The sequence below is a fragment of the Oceanispirochaeta crateris genome, from assembly GCF_008329965.1.
Classification (GTDB): domain Bacteria; phylum Spirochaetota; class Spirochaetia; order DSM-2461; family DSM-2461; genus Oceanispirochaeta; species Oceanispirochaeta crateris.
In genome coordinates, this window is record NZ_CP036150.1 from 2,992,461 (window position 1) to 3,014,554 (window position 22,094).

At 38.9% G+C, this 22,094-nt stretch carries 21 protein-coding genes and 1 pseudogene; 13 read left to right on the top strand and 9 right to left on the bottom strand.

What is annotated here, in order from left to right; all coding sequences use genetic code 11:
- Positions 1-8 precede the first annotated feature (8 nt).
- A complete protein-coding gene (locus EXM22_RS13565) occupies positions 9-1,592 on the top strand; it encodes a hypothetical protein (protein WP_149487049.1) in 1,584 nt (527 codons plus the stop codon).
- Between the two features lie 145 nt (positions 1,593-1,737).
- Here EXM22_RS13565 and EXM22_RS13570 read toward each other — a convergent pair whose 3' ends face one another.
- Entirely contained in the window at positions 1,738-3,213 is a 1,476-nt protein-coding gene (locus tag EXM22_RS13570) for an Lcl C-terminal domain-containing protein (protein ID WP_149487050.1), read from the bottom strand.
- Positions 3,214-3,314: 101 nt separating this feature from the next.
- On the opposite strand from EXM22_RS13570, the gene EXM22_RS13575 reads away from it, so the two are divergent.
- A complete protein-coding gene (locus tag EXM22_RS13575) occupies positions 3,315-4,469 on the top strand; it encodes a helix-turn-helix domain-containing protein (RefSeq protein ID WP_149487051.1) in 1,155 nt (384 codons plus the stop codon).
- A gap of 121 nt (positions 4,470-4,590) precedes the next feature.
- Here the strand turns inward: EXM22_RS13575 and EXM22_RS13580 are convergent, their stop codons facing one another.
- Together EXM22_RS13580 and EXM22_RS13585 are read right to left on the bottom strand one after the other, a co-directional pair.
- Positions 4,591-4,977, bottom strand: a complete 387-nt coding sequence (locus EXM22_RS13580) for a BspA family leucine-rich repeat surface protein (RefSeq protein ID WP_149487052.1) — start codon at positions 4,975-4,977, stop codon at positions 4,591-4,593.
- Between the two features lie 5 nt (positions 4,978-4,982).
- Entirely contained in the window at positions 4,983-5,156 is a 174-nt protein-coding gene (locus tag EXM22_RS13585) for a BspA family leucine-rich repeat surface protein (RefSeq protein WP_149487053.1), read from the bottom strand.
- Between the two features lie 444 nt (positions 5,157-5,600).
- Between EXM22_RS13585 and EXM22_RS13590 the strand changes: the two genes are divergently transcribed.
- A complete protein-coding gene (locus EXM22_RS13590; RefSeq protein ID WP_149487054.1) occupies positions 5,601-5,873 on the top strand; it encodes a hypothetical protein in 273 nt (90 codons plus the stop codon).
- A gap of 215 nt (positions 5,874-6,088) precedes the next feature.
- Here EXM22_RS13590 and EXM22_RS13595 read toward each other — a convergent pair whose 3' ends face one another.
- Positions 6,089-7,021, bottom strand: a complete 933-nt coding sequence (locus EXM22_RS13595; protein ID WP_149487055.1) for a hypothetical protein — start codon at positions 7,019-7,021, stop codon at positions 6,089-6,091.
- 775 nt (positions 7,022-7,796) lie between these two features.
- On the opposite strand from EXM22_RS13595, the gene EXM22_RS13600 reads away from it, so the two are divergent.
- The 3 genes and pseudogenes from EXM22_RS13600 to EXM22_RS13610 form a co-directional block, all read left to right on the top strand.
- Entirely contained in the window at positions 7,797-8,102 is a 306-nt protein-coding gene (locus tag EXM22_RS13600; protein WP_149485391.1) for a transposase, read from the top strand.
- Positions 8,099-8,941 (top strand): IS3 family transposase, encoded by an 843-nt coding sequence (locus EXM22_RS13605; RefSeq protein ID WP_149485389.1) that lies wholly within the window; start codon positions 8,099-8,101, stop codon positions 8,939-8,941. The genes EXM22_RS13600 and EXM22_RS13605 overlap by 4 nt, the downstream gene beginning before the upstream one ends.
- Positions 8,942-8,999: 58 nt before the next feature.
- Positions 9,000-9,125 (top strand): annotated as a pseudogene (locus EXM22_RS13610) (FAD-binding protein); the annotation flags it as partial.
- A 135-nt stretch (positions 9,126-9,260) separates the two neighbouring features.
- On the opposite strand, the gene EXM22_RS13615 reads toward EXM22_RS13610, so the two are convergent.
- The 5 genes from EXM22_RS13615 to EXM22_RS13635 all read right to left on the bottom strand — a co-directional run bounded on the left by EXM22_RS13615 (position 9,261) and on the right by EXM22_RS13635 (position 14,802).
- Positions 9,261-10,070, bottom strand: a complete 810-nt coding sequence (locus EXM22_RS13615; RefSeq protein WP_210411488.1) for a glutamine amidotransferase — start codon at positions 10,068-10,070, stop codon at positions 9,261-9,263.
- A gap of 69 nt (positions 10,071-10,139) precedes the next feature.
- Positions 10,140-11,153, bottom strand: a complete 1,014-nt coding sequence (locus EXM22_RS13620) for an ABC transporter permease (protein ID WP_149487056.1) — start codon at positions 11,151-11,153, stop codon at positions 10,140-10,142.
- The gene (locus tag EXM22_RS13625; RefSeq protein WP_210411490.1) at positions 11,150-12,190 is read right to left on the bottom strand and encodes an ABC transporter permease; all 1,041 of its coding nucleotides are present in this window, start codon (positions 12,188-12,190) and stop codon (positions 11,150-11,152) included. Before EXM22_RS13625 ends, EXM22_RS13620 begins: the two co-directional genes overlap by 4 nt.
- 12 nt (positions 12,191-12,202) lie before the next feature.
- Positions 12,203-13,687: a sugar ABC transporter ATP-binding protein gene (locus EXM22_RS13630; RefSeq protein ID WP_149487057.1), complete on the bottom strand. Its 1,485-nt coding sequence runs from the start codon at positions 13,685-13,687 to the stop codon at positions 12,203-12,205.
- A gap of 101 nt (positions 13,688-13,788) precedes the next feature.
- Entirely contained in the window at positions 13,789-14,802 is a 1,014-nt protein-coding gene (locus EXM22_RS13635; RefSeq protein WP_149487058.1) for an autoinducer 2 ABC transporter substrate-binding protein, read from the bottom strand.
- Between the two features lie 291 nt (positions 14,803-15,093).
- Here EXM22_RS13635 and EXM22_RS13640 point away from each other — a divergent pair, with 291 nt between their 5' ends.
- The 7 genes from EXM22_RS13640 to EXM22_RS13670 all read left to right on the top strand — a co-directional run bounded on the left by EXM22_RS13640 (position 15,094) and on the right by EXM22_RS13670 (position 22,082).
- Positions 15,094-15,651, top strand: coding sequence for an RpiB/LacA/LacB family sugar-phosphate isomerase (locus EXM22_RS13640; protein ID WP_149487059.1), 558 nt, complete (start codon positions 15,094-15,096; stop codon positions 15,649-15,651).
- A gap of 266 nt (positions 15,652-15,917) precedes the next feature.
- Positions 15,918-16,478, top strand: a complete 561-nt coding sequence (locus EXM22_RS13645) for a TetR/AcrR family transcriptional regulator C-terminal domain-containing protein (RefSeq protein ID WP_210411491.1) — start codon at positions 15,918-15,920, stop codon at positions 16,476-16,478.
- 96 nt (positions 16,479-16,574) lie between these two features.
- Positions 16,575-17,723, top strand: coding sequence for a lactaldehyde reductase (fucO, locus tag EXM22_RS13650; RefSeq protein WP_149487060.1), 1,149 nt, complete (start codon positions 16,575-16,577; stop codon positions 17,721-17,723).
- A 334-nt stretch (positions 17,724-18,057) separates the two neighbouring features.
- Positions 18,058-19,086 (top strand): C4-dicarboxylate TRAP transporter substrate-binding protein, encoded by a 1,029-nt coding sequence (locus EXM22_RS13655; protein ID WP_149487061.1) that lies wholly within the window; start codon positions 18,058-18,060, stop codon positions 19,084-19,086.
- Positions 19,087-19,158: 72 nt separating this feature from the next.
- The gene (locus tag EXM22_RS13660; RefSeq protein ID WP_149487062.1) at positions 19,159-19,722 is read left to right on the top strand and encodes a TRAP transporter small permease; all 564 of its coding nucleotides are present in this window, start codon (positions 19,159-19,161) and stop codon (positions 19,720-19,722) included.
- Positions 19,722-21,011: a TRAP transporter large permease gene (locus EXM22_RS13665; RefSeq protein ID WP_149487063.1), complete on the top strand. Its 1,290-nt coding sequence runs from the start codon at positions 19,722-19,724 to the stop codon at positions 21,009-21,011. Before EXM22_RS13660 ends, EXM22_RS13665 begins: the two co-directional genes overlap by 1 nt.
- 48 nt (positions 21,012-21,059) lie before the next feature.
- On the top strand, positions 21,060-22,082 hold the full coding sequence (locus EXM22_RS13670) for an extracellular solute-binding protein (RefSeq protein WP_149487064.1): 1,023 nt from the start codon (positions 21,060-21,062) through the stop codon (positions 22,080-22,082).
- The last annotated feature ends 12 nt before the right edge of the window (positions 22,083-22,094 follow it).

The window sequence follows — 22,094 nt, forward strand, 5'->3', positions numbered from 1 at the left end:
AATTTGCAATGAATAAAACAAATAATACACCAGGAATATTTCTTAAGACCGGCCTTAAAGCTTGCGTTCTGGTCCTTATTTTCATCCTGAGCTCCTGTTCCGAGATGCTTACCAGTAATCCAAACCGTCCACCCATATCTTTGATGGAGCAAAGTGATTATACACTTTACCCAGGTATAGAGCAGCTGCTGGATCTAAGTGATTCAGTAGATGCTGACAACCAGACTCTCACTTATAAATGGGAGGTGATTACTGAACCATCAGAGAATGCTGCACGCCTTGTCGTTGATACGACGGATTCGTCAAAGGCAGTATTCTCTTCAGAAATTCCGGGTCAATACAAACTGCTTGCTGCAGTTGTAGATGAATATAATCTTCAAGATGATACCTTTGTCACTATCACGGTTACACACAATGCTCCCACAGCCCTGGCCGGAACCGGTGCCGTCAGATATCCGGGTGTTCCGGTTACTTTGAGTGCCAGTGCTGAAGATGATGATCCGGATGGACCTGAATCTATGACATACAGCTGGGAAGTGGTAAGTCAACCGGCCCTGAACAGCGAATACTTTCTTAGCGATGGAACGACTTTGACGCCTACTTTCACCACAAGCTTCTATGCCGTTGGTGAAACAGATTATGTAACTGTACCAAGCTATCTTGGTGATTACACACTTAGGTTGACTGCAACTGATGAGTGGGGTTTGACGGGGACTTCTGATGTAACAATAACTGTTGCCAATGCTGCGCCGGGGGCAGATGCGGGAGTCGACTCAATTGGAGCGATTGATGCTGATGATCCCCTTACTTTAACAGGCTCGGGAGGTGGCGCTGAGGAGACCTCCCGCCGTAATACCTGGCAGTACCGATGGAGTGTTACGGATCAGCCCGAAGGTTCAGCACTGTCCCTAAGCAATACAGACTGGACCAATCCATCGGATCCCGATAGCACCAACACCGCAGTGGCAGATTTTACACCGGAGACATCGGGAAGTGATGCGAAGCCTGGTGAAGGGGTCTATACTTTAGCTCTTGAGGTCCGGGATGAATACGGGGCAACCAGTACAGATTCGATGATTGTTGCGACCAGCGGCAATACCACACCGGTGGTTGGAGCACCGCTTATAACAGCAAGCGATGGGATGTTTGGTGATGGATCATCAGGCGCTCCCTACCGCGATGATGATACAAGTGGTTCTGATGACAGTAATGATACAGTCAACCTTGATGGTGTCATCGCGACCAATGCAGAAGACGACACAATGACCGTCACCTGGCAGCTGCACTCACTCCCAACGGGTGTCGAGCAGCTCCGCTTTCGGGTCGACGGAGGTGGAGATCAACTGTATAGCCCCGGGGACACATTGAAGAGTCAGGATGTCGTGGACGGTTTAGAAGCGGATTTTGAGCTTGATATTGCTCCCGCGACTAACCTGACCGGAGCGTTTGTGAACACTGACAGCACCAAAGATGACGCTTCTTCCTATCCTGATGCGGATTGGGATGTAGCTATAAGTATCATAGCCAATGATGGCGCGGTATCGAGTGACCCGGAAGTTCAATATTTTGATTTCTACACACCCACACCGTAATTTTTTAGCCCTGAGTTACTCCATGCCTCAGTGAATGAGAGCGTGGAGCAACTCAGGGCTAAGCCATCCTATATTTATTTACTTTTCACCATCTGATGAAAGATTCAAGCCGACAGGGCTGGCTGAAAATCTTCCATTTTCAATATTAATCTGCATCCCGAACAAGTAAAGCATAGTTATAGAGTACAATATAATCTGCCGCATTTTCTGAGGCACTCAAATCAAAGAGTGTGGTCTCATCAGATGGATCAAAATCGTAGGGATATTCTTCTCCATAGAGTTTAGACCAAAGTTCTCGGGATAGTGCAGGAGCCTGGGTGGCTGTACCTGTAACATCCTTGTAATCATTTCGCATAGCACCTGGCCCATGTGTGTCGACGAAGTCGGCCACAGTAGCGTCTACAGTGACGAAAGACTCTACTTCATTTTCCATAGGATCATTGACATCTTCCGGAGGAGGTCCCATCTGTTCTCCTCCTTCGGGTCCCTGGCCGGCAGGCACACCGCCTGTCATCAGATTAATACCATAGGCTTTACCGAAGGCAAAATAGAGTGCCGTGTCTGGAAAGTCACCACAGGTTGTACTGGTCCACATATAGCTATCGGTCCGGCTCAAGTCAAAGTAATCAGAGTCAGTTGCCGGAAGCTCAGAAATGCCGTACTGAACGATGCTCTGAAGTTCCTTGGCATCGGGAAGACGCCAGTCACTGTATCCAAGATATTGAGCTGCATTCATGTTCTGAACCCAGACCAGAGTATCCACCCAGGTACGTCCAAGACCAAAATTCTCATCATCCTCAGAACGAAGAGTTCCATCATCATTCACTGCACCGCTGTCTTTCTGAGACCACATTAAACCTGTGGCCTGGTCGGTGATGGTGCCATCCCTATTGTCAGTAAAATCATTGACACCATAAACACCTTCTTCGCCGCGTACTGCCCGGACTCCTGCCGGAATGGAAGAACCCGATGTTGAACCATCAAGGGAATAACCGTCCCCATAGGATTTCAGATGACCGTCCGCCCAGTTAAATCCATAATTTTTTTCCATCTCTTCATATTCATTTTCAGCAGGGATTCTGGTGACACTGCTAGTCCAATAAGACCCAGTATATGGCCGACCTTCATCATAAAAAAAATCAAAATAGTCAGAGTCTATATAGGGGACACTTTGGTTGGTATCCCCGACATTCAATTGACCATCGAGATTAGCAAGAGAAAAGGATTCTTTAATCGTAGGGAGTCTCCAATCAGTATACCCTCCAAGTTCCAGCTTCTCGACATACTCCATGGCTTCATCGTAGGTCATCTTATCTTTTGGCGGAGTTTGCTGCCACATAAGCCCTGTATTATCGTCGGTAACAGTACCATCACCATTATCGGTGTACAAAGGCCTGATTCCCTCGTATTGAGCATCCTGGCCATACAAAGGATCTCCTGGCTCTGGTTCTTCGATAATATTACCATGGGTATCATAAAATTTAGTCTGCATAGCATCAGTCACTACAAATTTGACTTTTGGTGACTCTTGAGTCAGCTCTTTCCCATTTGTTTGACATCCTATAACGGTTATTGAAACACCGAGAACAGCCGCGATAACAGCTGATTTAAAAAGATTCACTCCAATACTCCTTAGTCATTAATTCTGATTTCTATTGTATATATTTCTAAGGTAATGAACTTCCGCTTCGACCGAAACGAAATAAGTGTTATTATCACTTTATGTTTAATGCTCTGGATTTATTACTAGCCATGGGGCTTGCCTGGATGGTATCTGGTATATGCTTAATCACCCTGAACAGGGACCATATTGTATCTGCCCATTCGGCCATTTTTTTGTTATGTATTTTTGGATTAACAATCCTGGACAATCTATTCCGTCCCGAAATACTGCCTGATCCAATATTGTCAGGAATTTTAATATTAACCCGCAGCAGTTATTTTCTGATTGGACCGACTCTCTATCTTTATACAAACAACCTTCTAAATCAGAGAGAGAAACGACAAGTGGAATGGTTACATTACATCCCTTTTGCAATAATGGTAATTTATAAAGTCCTGAATCCCTCCGCACTATATCCTGAAGATGTAACTTCAGGCATACCTGTGGGTACAGTTCTAGATCACATCCTGGATCTTATGGCGATTGTCTCGAGAGTTCTGTATAGCATTTTTGTAATCGATATGATCAGAAGACATAAATCTACTGTGACAGACTTTTATTCAAGTAAAACCTATAGAAATACTCTCTCATGGTTATATTATCTGGTGATCTTTTATTTGGGACTCTTTCTATTTAATTTCATTATTTTGCTTTTCCCCCCATCTGCTCATAGTTTTCACCAGACAACAGCTCTTATCATCCGGATTTTCCCGGCCCTACTCTTCATTTTTCTTTATTCACTCTTTGCTCACAATCAGTCTGAGATTGAAAGTTATGGTGATTATTTAAATAGGGGTAAGACAAAATCAGAGGAAACCAGGGAAAAGTACAAATCTTCCAATCTGTCTCCCAGGGAAACTCATCGAATATATGAACAACTCAATTTCCACATTAACCAAAATAGTTTGCATACTGATCCTGATCTTACCTTAAGGACACTCTCTGAAAAGATGGGGATAACGACTCATCATCTCTCGGAGTCGATCAACAAAGAGTCAGGGAATAATTTCTATGGCTACATTAATGGACTACGTATTAAAGAATTTCTCAAAGCTGTCAAGGAAGACAAATTCCCCTCTTTTACAATAACAGGTATCGCCCTGGAATGCGGATTTAAATCCATAACGGCTTTTTACACAAATTTCAAAAAAGAGATGGGCATGACTCCTAAGGAATTTATCAAAGGTTTAGAAAAGAATGAGACCTCCCGGTAGAATAGTTTCAGGACCAAAGGAAATGAAATATCTTTTGATCCTCCCTATGGGAGAGGAGAACAATCTAATATTTTCTTCCTGACCAGTTAGAATTTTTCTACTAATTTTCCCTATAAGAAAACTATAAATTCTCTGTAAACCAATCTACATAAGGATGATTTTCCTCAGCTAAAGTACAAGTACCACCAGTAAATGAATCATGGGTAATATCTGAAGAAAAATGGTTTCTCCATGATGATATATCCCAGTTGAATGAAGTCTCATCGTAGAACATCCCTGTTAAATCATCCGCATTATCCATAGCACAGGTAGAAATATCCTGATTAAATGAGTCTGCCAAAGCAAACATATAGCTCATATTACTAACACTATCCACAGTCCAATTACTGATATCCTGATTAAAATCACGTGCTTTATAGAACATCTTAAACATATTCTTGACACTGCCGACATTCCAATTGGACACATCACCGTTGAATTCTTTTGCTTCGCTGAACTTAAAGGACATGTCCGTTACACTGAGAAAAAATATTCTACTCCGTCAAATATTCCGGACATATCTGTTACGGAACTCACATCCCAGCCTGAAATATCTTGGTTGAAAGTTTTTCTGAGGACAAACAGATAGCTCATGTCTGTTATTCCGGATGTATCAACACCTGTGACATCTTCACTGTTATATATCATGAGTTGTAACTCTTCTTTTGTAAGTTTACTTCTAGTTACAATAATTTCATACTCTTTGATGATCCATCACTGGCAATGACGGTATAAGTCTGGTGCGCTGAAGTCATTTTGAGTAATCCCGCTAACCTGGGTAACACTATCTACTGTTACGTTTACACCGCTTGTGCTGAAGCTTGCAACCAATTCTGTCATATCTGTCCTACTCGGAACGATTGCAGTAATATCTGTCCCAGAAATTGTCGCTTCCACAACAGGAGACAACTCATCGAAAGAGAATACTAAGATATCATTATCTGAAGCAATGGCAACTGTTACCTGAGCAGTATAAGTCCGTTTATCTCCATTTTCTGCAGTGACAATATAACTGATTGTCGTTGAAAATCGTTGGAAGTTACTCCGCTAATCTGAGTAACATCACCGACAGAGACGTTCTCCCCTGTAGTTGTGAAAGTAGCCACCAGAGAATATGTAGCCGTTCCAAATGGGAGAATTGCTGTAATCGTTGTATCCGATATAGCCGCATCGACTGGTGTAGTAAGTCCTTCAAAAGTGAAGGCGGTAATTTCATTTGCACTACTTGCCGTTTCAGTTTCTAGTGAAGTCTCATTTTCTAATAGTGAAGGTCCTGAGGGAGATGGGCATGATATAATTATTAAAGAAGTAGAGTATGAACAAATTTCTACATTAGTGATCCTTGGATATTCTATTAGCCCATAATAAGTCAGTATGTAAGGATTGCCAAGTAAGTTATTATTTTTAATAACAATTCACTAATTTAGCTGGTATGAACCTATACGGTAAAAGATTAGTTATTTTTTATACAGAACATTCAAAAATTGTGATATGGAAAATACTTGTAAGACCATCTGTACTTATAGAAGACCAACTATCAAAACTAAGGATAGTCGGTCTTCTTATATCATGTTTTTATATTAGTTATTAAGAGCGTTTAACCAATCAACAAATGATTTATGGGCTAAGGCCGAAGCGTCTGCCACTTCGCTCATCCATGTCTCTTTGTCCTTTTCAACCATCTCTGGAGTATAGATTCCTTTCCTTAATAGAGGATTCTCAGCAGGATCTTCTAAAAGATGTCTATTACCTGATTCTGCTATAAATGTTTGAGGATGCAAAACTTGGTTAAGAGTTTTTGGCTGAATCAAATAGTAGGTGTTTCTTGTGGCGACAGTATAGTAGGGTGTACATTTTGTCATGTATTCCTCAACTAATCCATGATCATTGTGGACCCTGATATAGGGGCGTTCTGCAACAATGATACCAAAGTCAGCACCGCTTTCTTCCAAACTGGCTTTGAACATATTGACTACTGATTCAGTATCATTCATAAAACCGGGAAACTGAAAGGTTGTGTGGTATCCATCGGCCACATTAATTGATGCCAATCCAGATTCAGCATGTTCTTCATTGCGTATTGGTTTACTGACTTTGTTATACGCATCTGTTGAAAGTAAGGTCTTTTTATCAATAATCTTAAAAGTGGTATTCTGCAATTCATCCAGAAGTACCTTCTCTTGTGCATTAATCTGATCACCTATTGGAAAGGGAATCTCTTCTGCATTAAAATCAATTTTTACATCATTTGAAACCAGAAAATCATTCGTATCAGAGAAACTGAGTTTACTGTTTCCCATATAATCATCTAATTTTGCTGTTTCCAATCCCATTGTAGAATTGTAACCTAAAACAACTACAGATTCATAATCTGCAACTTTTTTTGCGACGGATCTCGGTGCTTCATCAAAAAAAACATTTTGTCCTTCGTTTGCTGGGCAGGTTGTAGCACATGAACTGAGACTGAAAATAATTGCAGTCGCCAGGAACAAGCTATACACTCTGAATTTCATTTAATCCTCCAAAAATTGTGTTGATCTACAGACCAATCCTAAGACTGATCCTGTTGAGTAATATATTTTATAGATGAAAAATTATGAAAATTCAACCAAAAAAAAAATGTATTCTCTCATAATTTAATAGGATCAAATTATGTAAAGAAACCTATAATGATGTACTCGATCTATTTAATGGCACACCTACAAATGGTGAATCTGTACATACAGACCCGTTTGTCTAAAATCATTCAACAATTTTAAAGATGAGGAGTCTTCATTTTATGCTCTTTTTTTTCTCCAGGACAATTATTCCACTTACTTCAGCCATACTTTGGTAAACAAAAGAATCTGCATACCGATCATGATCTGACCTTAAGGGCACTCTCAGAAAAGATGGGGATATCCACTCATCATGTCTCTGAATCGATCAACAAAGAGTCTGGGAATAACTTTTATAACTATAGGGCTTCGAATCAAAGAATTCCTCAAAGTGTCATGGAAGATAAATTTCCTACTTTTACAATAACAGGTATCGCCCTTGAATGCGGATTCAAATCCATATCGGCTTTTTACTCCAATTTCAAAAAGAGATGAATATGACACCCAGGGAATTTATCAAAGGTTTAGACAAGAGTCTTTAACAATCAGATTGAACTGACATGAAAAAGAACATCCAAAGAGTTAAAACAAAGAGGGACCATCAGGATAGTATAACGGTCTAAAAAATTAATACAGAAAAGCAGCAACATTAAGTTCACTCCAAAACCGATATTTTAGAATAGGAGAGAACATGACCAGTCAAAAAAGAAGAAAACACGATAGTGCTGAAAAAGTTAAAATTGCTCTTGAGGCGATTAAAGAGGATTTGTCAATAAATGAAATTGCCAGCAAATACAAATTGCATCCAGGTCAAGTGAGACAGTGGAAAAAAGAGTTTCTGGATAATGCTGAATCGGCCTTCAAGAATGATAAGGATGAAAAGAAACATCTTATAGATTTAGAGACAGAAAAAAATGATCTGGAAAATCTAATTGGACAACAAACCATTGAGATCAATTTCTTAAAAAAAAACTTGAAGCGTTTGAACAAAGAATGAAAATACCCTTGGTATCAAAAAATGAAAAACTCTCCTTGGTCAAACAATGCGAACTATTATCTATTCCACGATCCTGCTTCTATTATACTCCCAGAGGCCGATCAGAACTCGATTTGGTCATTATGAGACTCATAGATGAAATATATCTTGAGAACCCCACAATGGGCAGCAGACGAATGAGTAAAGAAATAACAAAGACTCATAAAATCAAAGTTGGTCGTCTGAAAATACGAAGATTGATGAGAGAAATGTGCATAAGTGCCATTTATCCAAAGAAAAATCTCTCAAAGAAAAACCCTGAACACAAAATATACCCCTATTTACTGCGGAACCTTTCTATTGATAGAGTGAATCATGTCTGGTCAACAGATATCACTTACTTGAGGCTTGAAGATGGTTTTGTATATCTGACCGCTGTTATCGACTGGTATAGCCGCAAGGTTTTATCTTGGAAATTGTCAAATACAATGGAGGTCGAATTTTGCAAGTCTGTAGTAAAAGAGGCTATTGAAAAATACGGGGCTCCTGAAATATTTAATACGGATCAGGGTAGCCAGTATACAAGTGAAGAATTTACAGATCTACTAAAAAATAATAACATAAAAATCAGCATGGACGGGAAAGGCCGAGCTCTTGATAATATTTTTGTCGAAAGATTATGGCGTACTGTTAAACAAGAGGAGGTCTATTTAAGAGATTACCGAGGGATAAAGGATGCAAGAAAATCTTTGAAAAAGTACTTTGAATATTATAATACAAAACGCAGGCATCAATCGTTGGATGATGAATATCCAGAGGATGTATATTATGGTAGAATTCAATCAAAGATGGCTTCATAACCGAATAAAGTGAACTTAATTTTAAGAATTCTTGTTTAAGAAATCAGACCACTATAGTCTGTATGCTGCTGGAGAAGTCGTGGGTGGAGTTCATGGAACAAACCGCCTGGGAGGGAACGCCTTAGCTTCTATCACAGTTTTCGGTTTTATTGCCGGAGAAACTGTAGTCGCTGACGCACAATAGTACTTAAGAGTCTTAGATTCATATCAAAGACCCGGCAGATGAAGTGAAGAACTGCATCTGCCGGATTTTTTTTCCTGACCTGTCATCTAATATGATCCAGATTGTTAAAGTTTCTTTAAAAGAAATAATTTCTAGTTATTTGTTGGCTAACCAAATTATGGCTTGTTGCCATAATTTTTCATACCCTTCCCATTCAGCAAAAGCCTTTGGACACCAGTGAGGACCGATATCACTCATCCAGGCCATTGTTCGGCCCTTGCCATACTCCATTGTCGCAATGAGAGGGTGACCATAATTTGACTCAACTAAGAGCTGTGCTTCCTTTTTAAGAAGGGCTTCCTGATAACCAAGTAAATACGGCCAATCTCCTCCAACTCCCTTCAGAATTTGGTGATGGGGGTCTTTTATGATACTTATCACGCCTTCAGGAACTTCAACCCGATCATCATAAGGATACACATCAACAGGGAGAATTGTTTCAATTGGAGTATTATGGTATTTTGCCGCTCCTTGAAAACCTGCAAAAGAGAGATAACCTCCGGCCATACAAAACCCGCCACCATTTTTGACCCATTCACTTATCAGTTTTAAACGATTTGGAGAAACCTCCCCCTCTACAAAAACCTTTCTGTTCAGGAGTAGAGAGTTCGAACCAATATCACTCAACATTATGACATCATACTCTTGCAAACCCTCTAATGAATCAGGGAATTCTTCTGTCGCCTGATGAGAAGGAAGATGAGTCAGATTGATATTTTCATTTTTTTCTAGCGCTTTTTTAAGATAATAGTGACCTGTTTCATAATTAGATGTAGAAAAATGGTCAAACCCTTTAATGTGGGAGCTATGTGAAATCCACGACTCTCCAACCAATAATACATTATTCTTTTTCATTTCTTCACCATGCTTGTTTTGTTTGACGAATCCATTTGAATTGTCTACCATTCCGCTTCCTGCTGGAACCATCAATTCAAACTTTTTTGCACAAGTCCTTCTAAGAAGGATGCCCCATATTTATTCTTTTACTACAGGCTTCTTATTTACACTGAAGTAATTTAAAACCATGACAAGAAGCAGGACACTACCCCAGATCAGAGAAATATAATAACTGCTTATATGGGGAAATCGGTTTATACCAGTTTCGAGCATTCTTAATAAAATGATAGCCAGAACAACACCACTAATCTTGCCTTTTCCTCCCAATGGGTCCACACCTCCCAAGACAACAATAAGAACGGTTTGCAGGGTATACACTGAACCATAATCAGCACGAGCAGAATTATAATTTGCCAGCATAATCATTCCGCCTAAAGCAGCCGTTATACCAGATAACATATAAGTTTTTATCAGAAGTTTTGTTATTTTTAATCCACTAAACCTTGCTGCCGTAGGACTTGTTCCCAGCATATATAATTTTGTTCCAAAAACAGTTTTGGAGAGAAGGAACCATATAAAAACTGCCATCACTATAAAAAATATCAGCTGAACAGGAATAACTCCTCCCAATTTATTGTTTATGGTCTGTGAATATGCTCTGGAGAATTTGCTAACCGCATTTCCATTTGTGAGAACAACACTTATACCAGTAAACAATGCCCCGGATCCCATAGTTGCAAGAATGGGGGGAATATTCAGTTTGCTTACGAGAACACCATTAAAAATACCGGCAATTGCACCTATCATTATTGCTAAAATAAACACTAATAATATTGAGAAAGCCGGCAATGTTCCGCCTTCACCTGTTAAAGACAAAAGTATAAAAGCCACAATTATAGAGGTCATGTTGGCGATCCCAACAACTGATAAATCAATTCCACCAGTCAACATACAAAGCATGACGCCTAAAGCCATTAATCCAAATTCTGGAAATTGCGATGCCATCGTCTGAAAATTTAGTACAGTATAAAACTTCCCGAATCGGGTTATGGCTATAAAAATCATCCAAAGGGCAATTAGAAAAACCAACCTTGTAATATGAGGATCATTTATTGACATGAATTTTATCTTTTTATTATTCAATAAATTCATACTGCATTCCTTTTAGTAAATTTTTTATTACCAATGCCATTCATATTTGTTGATTGATAAATGCTGACACTCGTACCAATAATAATTAATGAACCGATAAAAATATTTTTGAAGGTAGTTGGTACACCAATAAGGATCAAAGAATTTTCGACAACTACGATAAGAAGGGTACCAAGAATAGCTCCAAATAATGTTCCCTTACCACCGGTTAATAAAGTTCCTCCAAGAACGATTCCTGCAATAATATTCAACTCCATTCCTAACATATTTGTGGGGTGGAATTGTTGCATCATGCTTGCACGGAAGATGCCGGCAACACTAACAATCATACCCACAAGGATATACATAATGAATTTTGTTCTTTTAACTCTCACACCCGCTCTAATTGCGCTGGTTTCACTTCCACCAATGCAATAGATTCCACGTCCAAACATAGTGTAGCGGAGAATAAAGGATGTGAGCGCCAGAACAAGCAGAAAGAATAGAAAAGCAAAAGGCATTCGACTGGTTAGTCCCGAAACTGAATTTGTTGCAATAAATAGAGATTTCTTACCAAATTCAACCATACCAGCAGGAATGGTTGTAAGCTGTTTCGAATTTAAAGCCCCCTGCATGATTCCCTTAAAAACACTGGCTGTACCCAGAGTAACGATTAGAGCTGGTAAATTAAAGAATGCTATGAACAAACCATTGAAAGCTCCAAGTATAGCTCCAATAAAAAGGGCAAGCAAAATTGCTGCCCAAATACTTCCGTTATAGTTTATGACCAATAACAACTTAGTCGTAGCATAAGCACTAAGGGATGCTAGAGCGGGAAAAGAGACATCAATACCTCCAGAGATCAGTACTAGAAAGGCTCCAATTGCAAAAAGCCCTGGTACAATCATGGCAGAACTGATATCGACAAGATTATTTGAAGAAAAGAATTGACCGGATCTAATCTCAATTAATAAACATAAACCTATAAGCACTATAAATACATATGTTTCATTTCGTCTTGATAATCGTTTTATTATTGTTGGCAATGATGGTTGCACTGCATACTCCTTTTACATCATATAAGAAAGAATTGTTTTTTCATCAGTAGTATTAGGATCTAAATTGGCTGCGATTTCTCCTGATTTCATGACAAGTATTCGTGAACAATTTTCCAATACTTCCGGCAGATCATCTGATATAATAATGACACCAAGACCCTTTGCAGCAAGGTCATGCAATATTTCATGAATATCATGTTTAGAGCCTATATCAACACCAACAGTAGGCCCGTTGAGTATAATGACATCGAGATTACATGCTAACCATTTTGCTAGCACAATTCTTTGTTGATTCCCGCCAGAAAGTGTTTGGCAAGCATTACTTGGATCTGGAGTATCAATTGAGAGTTCCTTCACCCACTTATCTATCTCATCTTTCTTTTTATTGCTGTCAATAATACCAGCTTTAGAAGTAAGCTTATCAATTTTAGATATAACTATATTGTCTGAAATGCTTTGGGAAAGGAAAAGCCCTTCACTAAGCCGATCTTCAGGAACGTAGCCAATTTTATGTTCTATTGCTGTTTGAATATTATTAATTTCTACCGGTTTTCCCTTAACATATATTTCTCCGGAATCCAGGGGTTTTGCCCCAAAAATGGATAATGCAAGATCAGTTCTTCCTGAATCAAGAAGCCCTGTTATACCCAAGATCTCTCCAGCTTTTAAAGTAAATGATATATTTTTAAAATGATTTTCCAGATATAGATTTTTCGCTTCAAATATAGGTTTTTCACTAAGATTCTCTGGAATGAAGTGTTTTTCTTCAAATTCACGTCCTGTCATATAAAAACTGAACTTTTTAGAATCTAAATCTTTAGTTTCACCTGATGCGACGACAGATCCATTTCTTAAGATCGTAAAGAATTCAGAGATTTCAAAAACCTCATTCAGTTTATGAGACACAAAAAGAATAGCAATACCCTGTTCTTTTAGCTTTAAAATGATATTAAAAAGTTGTTTCACCTCTAAGCGAGTCAGCGCAGTAGTGGGTTCATCCATAATGATAAGCTTGGTATTGAACATTAATGCCCTGCTGATTGCTATCATTTGTTTCTCTGCAACGGTAAGTGTACTGACATAAGCATCTAGATCTATTGAGAAATTAATTTTAGCAAGAGACTCCTCTGCTATTTTACGCATCCTTTTCCAGTTAACAAAACGATGGCGATCAGCAAGTTCACTATTCAGGGCCAGATTTTCCATTACCGTCAGATTAGGAAAGACAGAAAAGTCTTGATAAATAACCTGTATACCGTTTGCTATGGCTTCAATAGGTGAAAATTTCCCGTATTTTTTTCCATTAATTTCCAGGTGACCTTTTGTGGGAGAATATACCCCTGATATAATTTTTATCAGTGTAGATTTTCCACTCCCATTCTCTCCAGCTAAACAATGGATTTCTCCAGGATTCAGTGAAAGAGAGACACCCTTAAGTGCCTGAACCCCTACAAACGATTTGTGGATATCGACGGTTTTAAGTAATCCATCCGCCATATTTCCTCCCATTTTTAGAAATATTTCAAAATATATAATTAAAAAAAATTTGCCCTGCTAAACTAAAAAGGTAGCAGGGCTAATACATTGTGTTGCGTTATTTAGAATCCGAAACTAAGAACATTATCAGAATTGATAACGATCCAACCTTCTCCTTCAAGAACTTTAGAACTATTTTTCTTGAATTTGAGAGCTGTATATCCATCAACATCGAGGTCTACAGTTCCTGAGATTTCTTCTCCAGCAAGAACTTTCCTGGCTAATGAAATCATTGCTTTACCTGCAAGTGCTGGGTCCCAAAGAGTAAGGGATTTAACAACACCACTTTCGAGGAGGGCTTTATTATCAAGAGGCATACCTGTACCAGAGGTATAGGCTTTGTCAATCAACCCAAGTTCTTCAATGGCTCTCGCTACTCCAGGGGCATCATAACTGGAAGTTCCCATAACACCTTTTAGATCAGGATATTTTTTAAACAATTCCTTGGCAGTGTTATAAGCCACATCACCATTATCATTAGATTCTACCCTAGGTTTTTCATCAAGAAGCTGCATATTTGGATAGACTGCTTTTTGGTGTGCAACACCAGCATCTGCCCATTCATTATGTGAACCATTGGTAAGGGAGGCAACCATAGTCGTGTACACTCCTTCTTCTCCCATGGCTTCTGCAAGATTATCCATAATGAAAGCGCCATATCCAGCATTACTAAAGGCTTCAATATCATAATCAATATTTTCTAAATCAGCACCTTCATGTGTAATAACAACAATACCCGCTTCACGTGCCTGGGCTAGAACAGGTTCTAGTGATTCTAGGTCAACAGGGACAACACAAAGAGCATCAACTTGTTGTGCAATCAAATCCTGAATCAACTGTGCCTGAAGGGTAGCATCAATTTCTGCAGTTCCCTTCTGATAAACATTAACTCCAGTTTCTTTAGCATACTCATCAACACCGACCTTCATTCTGACAAACCATGGATTAGAAGCATCCTTTGGAACGACTACTATTTCATAGTCTGTAGAGCTTTTTTCCTGCTGCCCACCGGCGAATAGAGGTGAAATTGACATTAAAACAATCGACAATATAAGAATCTTTTTTTTCCAATTCATTATTGGCTCCTTTTAGTTCAGATGCCCTTGATTATATTATCAATCTCCTACTTGTCAACTTTTTTACTTAATTCATGAACTGAGCCAATATGCGACTCCCTCTATGTTAAGAAATCTAAAATTTTCTGGATAAATATGAATCCTCTGCTAGAATAGAATCTAGATACATCCCTTAATAGGTATTCACTTGAAGAGTTTTTTATGTCCTGATGAACCTAACTTAAAGGGCAGAAATAACAGCCTTGAAAAGGGTTATTACTAAAATAATAATGAAAAGAGAGGGTATGCGAGATGAAAACCGTTAAAGAGAAAAAAGTTTTAGTTGGAGCAGACTTTGCGGGTTTTCCTTTAAAAGAAGCCGTTGTAGCAGATTTAGTAAAAAGAGGCTGGGAGGTCACAGATATAGGAGTTCGTAGCGCTGATGAAGAAGATCCTGAGATGTTTCATAGAATTGGCTTAAAAGTTGGAGCTAAAATAGCAGAGAGAGAGTTTGAACGGGCCTTACTATTTTGTGGAACAGGGACTGGAATCCATATCGCTGCAAGTAAATGCCCCCATGTCCATGCCACAGTAGTTCAGAGTGTAGAAGCAGCAAAACGAGCAATAACAGGAAATAATGTTAATGTTTTGGCCATGGGTGCTTTTTATGTTGCTCCTCAGATGGGCATTGAGTGTGCTAGAGTTTTTCTTGAAAATGATTTGGGTACAGGTTGGGAATATTGGAAGAATTTTTATGAATTCCACAAACTGGCTTACGATGAATTAGAGGCTTTTGATTATGAAAAATTTAAAAAAGCTGGTTTTGAAGTTGAGAGACTTGGTGACTTCCCCTTGGAATTAGAATTATAGTATATACAATGCATTGAGATTTTCCTTAGTTGAGAAGATCTCTTAAACTATATTTTCATACTACAAAAGATGCCCCATTTCTGGGGCATTTCACTTTACAAAAGAACTATTTCTGAACCCGTCCTATTGTTTTTGACAGCAACAAAATTTGATTTCATTTCCACTCTACTCCTACCCAGCAAGCTCTATCTTGATGTAAAAATTATTCAAAGAATTAAGCACTGAGTTTCTCATACTAGGAATAAGTGTTATGCTAAATATTGAAAGTGAAAAAGAACCATTCAAAGTACAAACTGGCAGCTTCCATAAAAAAACTAATGGAACAGAAATCCCTCGAGAAGCTAACCGTCAAAGAGATTGTGTCTCTTGCAGGGGTTACCCGTCAAACCTTCTATCGAAACTTCAATGATAAATATGATCTTGTGAACTGGTATTTTGATGTCCTGGCAAAAGAATGTTTTGAGCAAATGGGTATTAGCTTATCAATGAGAGAAGGACTAATCCATAAATATGATTTCATCAGAAAGGAAGCAGTTTTCTTTAGTCAGGCCTTTAAATCATCGGATTACAATTCCATAAAAGAACATGACTACCAATTTATCTTATCATTTTATACGAACCTTATTGAAAAAAAGACGAAAAGACCATTAGATGAAGATATCCAATTTTTACTTGAAATGTATTGCCATGGTTCCATTGCGATGACAGTTGAGTGGGCCATTAATGGAATGCAGAAAACATCAGAAATGATGGCGGATTCCCTCATAGAAGCCCTTCCTATCAAACTTTCTGAGTTGTTGCACCCCGTATTAGTTAAAAATATATAGATAAAACGTTACACATTAAACTCATTGTAACTTGTTCTTCCTGCGTTAAGCTCTCAAAATATAGGTAAAAAATATTCACAAGAGGTACGCAACGATATGGCAAACAGAATGACCCTTAATGAAACATCCTATCATGGGAAAGGAGCAATTGAAGCAATTGTAGATGAAGTTAAATCCAGAGGTTGGTCCAAGGCCTTAATCTGTACCGATCCTGATTTAATTAAATACGGTGTGACAAGCAAAATTACAGATCTTCTAGACAAAGCCACACTTCCCTATGAGCTTTTTTCTGATATAAAACCCAATCCTCCAATTGAAAATGTATTAAGCGGTGTAGAGGCATACAAAAAAGCTGCTGCTGATTACATTATTGCCATTGGTGGAGGTTCCTCAATTGATACGGCGAAAGCTGTGGGAATCATCATTACGAACCCTGAATTTGCAGATGTTAGAAGTCTGGAAGGAGTCGCTCCCACAAGGAATAAGTGTGCTCCCATTATCGCAGTTCCAACCACTGCCGGTACAGCGGCTGAAGTCACTATTAACTATGTTATCACCGACCAGGAAAAGAAGCGAAAATTCGTATGCGTCGATACAAATGACATTCCTGTCATCTCCTGTGTTGACCCAGATATGATGATGAGCATGCCTGCTTCGCTCTGTGCTTCAACCGGTATGGATGCTTTAACTCATGCCATTGAAGGCTATATTACAAAAGGCGCTTGGGAAATGACCGATATGATGCACCTTAAAGCCATTGAAATCATCGGTCGCTCTCTACGTGATTCTGTAAAAGGAGATGCCGCAGCCAGAGAAGATATGGCACTAGGGCAGTATATTGCCGGAATGGGTTTCTCCAATGTCGGTCTAGGGATCGACCATTCCATGGCCCATACTCTCAGTGCATATTATGATACCCCCCATGGAGTAGCCTGTGCAATTTTCTTACCAACAGTCATGGAATATAATGCTGAATTTTCTGGAGAGAAATACAAATATATTGCTCAGGCTATGGGTGTCAAAAATACTGAATCTATGAGTCAGGCTGAGTATAGAAAAGCGGCTATTGATGCCGTTAAATCGCTATCTAAGGATGTTGGTATACCACAAAACTTGAAAGATATAGTGAAGGAAGAAGACTTGGATTATCTATCTGAATCTTCCATAGCCGACGCCTGTGCTCCTGGGAATCCTAGAACAGTTAGTAAAGAAGATGTTATAAAACTCTTCAAATCATTGTTATAAAAATAAAAATTACCGGGCAATTGTCTTTTGTGCCCGGTTTAGAAACCCTTCCCAAGGCATATTATAGAGACCCTTTCAATCAAGCACTCTGATTATCTTCCATCATACACACATTATTCAAAGCACAGCCTTTCCCACCCCTACTGATTCAAACCATTTCTCCTTCCAAAGAGAAGAGAACGAGTATGACATCAAAAGTTTGTTCATAATTTTAAACTAAAAAATAGTATATTCAGTTTCTTTGGGGCATCACAGAGTATAGAGTTTAGTAAATTCGAATGCTTTTGCGTCTTCGTGAAAGTATAAATCAGTATTATTTTTCTAGGAGGAAAAAATGAGGAAATTACTTTTAAGGGCTCTGGTCGTAGTAACACTACTAACTCTAGCGGCCTGTAGTAATGACAAAAAGGAATCTGGCAAAGCTTCTGCTGCAGCTGAGCCAAAAGTCATTAAAATCAGCACCAAGTTCGTCGACGATGAACAAACTGCTATTTCTTTGAAAAAGGTTGTCAAAGAGGTCAATGAGAAAAGCGGTGGATCCCTTGAACTTCAACTATTCACAAGCGGCGTTTTACCAATTGGAAAAGACGGTATGGAGCAAATCGTAGCCGGTTCTGACTGGATACTTGTTGATGGTGTCAACTTTCTTGGAGATTATGTTCCAGACTATAATGCAATTACCGGTCCCTTCCTTTACAGCTCTTTTGATGAGTATTTTGCAATGACACAGACCGATCTTGTAAAAGAAATGAATCAGAAAATCGAAGAGGAAAACGGTATTAAAGTTCTCTCTCTTGACTGGGTCTTTGGTTTCAGAAGTATGATGACAAACAAGCCAATTAAGACACCTGCAGATATGGAAGGATTGAATATTCGTGTCCCCACCAGTCAGCTTTATACTTACACCATTGAAGCCATGGGTGGAAATCCTGTAGCAATGCCCTACCCCGATACTTATGCCGCAATACAGCAGGGTGTTATCGATGGAGTAGAGGGTTCTATCATGACTTATTACGGAACACAGCAATATGAAAATGTTAAAGAATACTCATTGACTAATCATCTTCTGGGTGTCTCAGCTGTTTCCATCTCAACTAAATTGTGGGATAAATTGACAGAAACAGAAAAAACAATTCTCGTAGACGCTTTTGAAATGGGAAGAGAAGACAACTTGAAAGAAACCCTGGCAGCAGAAGGTGAGTTTATTGACCTTCTCAAAGCAGAAGGTGTTGTCTTTAACGAAGTTGACAGCGAAGCATTCCTTAAAGCAGCTGCGCCTGTTTATACCAGGTTCCCACAATGGACTCCCGGTATTTATGAAAGGATTTTGACTGAGCTTGAAAAAATCAAAGCTGCTCAATAGAACTGTTATGTATTGAATAAGGTTTTCCTTTGGGGGAAAACCTTATTTTATGCTAATGGGAAAGGGTTTTATATGAAAAAAATTATTAGGAATTTGGGCGTTCATTTTGAATTGTATATTGGCGCCGTCTTCTTATCTGTTACAACATTAATTGTCATAATGAATGTCTTCACCAGGTATTTTCTGCGCTTTACATTTACATGGGCCGAAGAAATTGCAGTTGGGTGTTTTGTCTGGACCATCTTTCTAGGGCTTGCCAACGCATACAAAACAGGAGGCCTCATCGGTGTTGAACTTCTGACAAATCTGGTGCCTGAAAAAGGACGTCCGGTGATTGTGTTCATTACATCATTAATTGTTTCTACTATTTCAGGAACTATGTTTTTGTTCAGTTTTAAATACGTGATGGGCTCCACTAAAATTACAGCAGCTTTGGAATTATCTTACAAGTATATTTACAGTTCCATGGTTTTTTCTTTTGCTTTAATTACTTTATATTCCTTGTATTTTCTGGAACAGAGCTTCAGGAAAATGGTAACAGGTGCTGATATAAAATTTGTAGTAGAGGATAATCTGGAAAGTGACATTGTTGAGGAAGAGCAGACAACGATGAGTACAAATAAGGAGTCTGACTGATGGAGGTATTAATTCCTGTAGGAGTATTATTTCTTCTGTTTTTTTTAAACGTTCCAATAGCCTTTGCTTTAATGGGCTCATCTCTAACTTACTTTATCTTTTTTAACAACTCGATGCCTATGGAGATGATCATTCAACAGTTTGTCACAGCAGTTGAATCCTTCCCCTATCTGGCCGTACCCTTCTTTATCATGGTTGGTTCAGTAATGAATCATTCTGGAATCAGTAAGGCACTGATGGATTTTTCTGATGTTCTTGTCGGACATACAAAAGGCGGTTTGGCACAGGTAAATGTTCTGCTCAGTGCCTTGATGGGAGGGATCTCAGGTTCTGCAAATGCCGATGCGGCAATGCAATCAAAAATTCTAGTCCCGGAAATGGAGAGAAAAGGGTTCTCTAGAGAGTTTTCTGGAGCAATTACAGCAGCCTCATCGGCTATAAGCCCGGTAATCCCACCTGGAACAAATCTGATTCTTTATGCACTGATTGCCAATGTATCGGTAGGAAGTATGTTCCTTGCGGCATATATGCCTGGAATTCTAATGGCCATTGCATTGATGATCACAGTTCATATTATTTCAGTCAAAAGAAATTATCAGCCCAGTAGAAAACGGATGTCATCTCCAGCCGCGATTTTTAAGCAATTCTCAAAATCCGTATGGGCACTGTTTATTCCTTTTGCCATTATTATGGGAATGCGCTTTGGTATATTTACACCAACAGAAGCTGGAGGTATTGCCGTTGCCTTTGCAGTGGCCGTTGGTTTCTTTGTCTATAAAGAACTGACAGTGAAGCATATACCACTCATCCTAATGGATACAGTAAAGGGAACGGGAGCCGTTATGGCTATCATTGCCAGTGCCAAAGTATTTGGATACTATCTGACACTGGAGAGGATTCCCCAGATAATCACAGAATTCCTGATCAATATGACAGGCAGTCCTTTTGTACTGCTGCTTGTAATCAATGTCATGTTAATTTTTATTGGTATGTTCATCGAAGGTGGAGCCGCTCTGGTAATTCTCGCTCCTTTGCTTGTACCGGCTGTAAAATTATTTGGTATTGATCCCGTGCATTTTGGCATTATCTTTATTGTAAACATAATGATCGGAGGCTTGACTCCTCCCTTTGGGTCAATGATGTTTACAGTTTGCTCTATCGTAAATATAAAACTGGAAGACTTTTTTAAAGAAGTCTGGCCCTTTATTATAGCTCTATTGTCTGTTTTGGTTCTTGTAACCTATTCAGAACCAGTCGCCTTGTTTACCTTGAGGCTCTTCGGAGGCTAAATTTTTATTGCAAAGGAACTGATAGAGAATGGAGATTATTCCGGCACTATGATAGTAAAAGCAAGATTAAAAATTTTAATACTCTTCATCGTGCCCTTAATCATCATCATTCTGTATTTTTTAGTTAAGCTGCCAGGGTTTCTAATGGATACAGAATCTGAAAATCAAGTTTTAAAGATACATAGTCCTCTAAATGAAAGAATCATTATACCTATTATTAAAGAGTTTCAGGAGAGTACTGGTATTCTAACCGAATATACTTCTGCTGGAACTCTTGATCTTTTGCATTCTCTCGAAGACAAAGGTGATAAATATTTAATGGATCTCATGTGGGGTGGGAGCAAGGAATATCTGACGATTTATGAAGATTTATTTGAACCCCTCTACTATGAATCCAGTACGGAATATACTCTCGGTTACAACCTGCTTCCTATTGTTTTGATATACAACCGCAAACTTGTATCAGAAGAAGAGGTTTCCCGCAGCTGGTCAGATATACTTCAGCCAAAATGGAAAGGTCGACTGGCCTTGGCTGATCCGGAGGGTTCTGGCTCAGCCTATATTGCCTTGTCTTTTCTTCTGGAACTGGGCATGGAAGAGGAATATAATTGGGATAATGCAGCAAAACTATATTATAATGTTGAAGGCAAAATGCTCTCAAAATCATCAGAGGTTTACAATGGTGTGGCCGATGGTGATTTTGCCATTGGGATTACGATGGAAGAAGCTGCTATCAATCTAATTCACCAGGGCAAAGACATAGGAATCGTTTATCTCAATGAAGGCACTCCAGTCATAAATGACTCCATAGCTCTTATGAAAGATGCCCGGCACAAGGAAGAAGCTAAGGCTTTTATTGAGTTTGTTCTAAGCAAGAAAGTTCAGACCTTCATGGTTGACCGGTTCTATTTAAGATCGGTGAGAAACGATGTCAGAGTTCCAAACGGCCTTTCATCTATGGATGAACTGAATATATTCGATGCCTCTAACCTATCAACATTTGACAATCAGGAAATGATTCTTAATAAATGGCGCAATATTATCGCTGATTTCGATAAAATGGATTTATAGGATGGGCCAAAT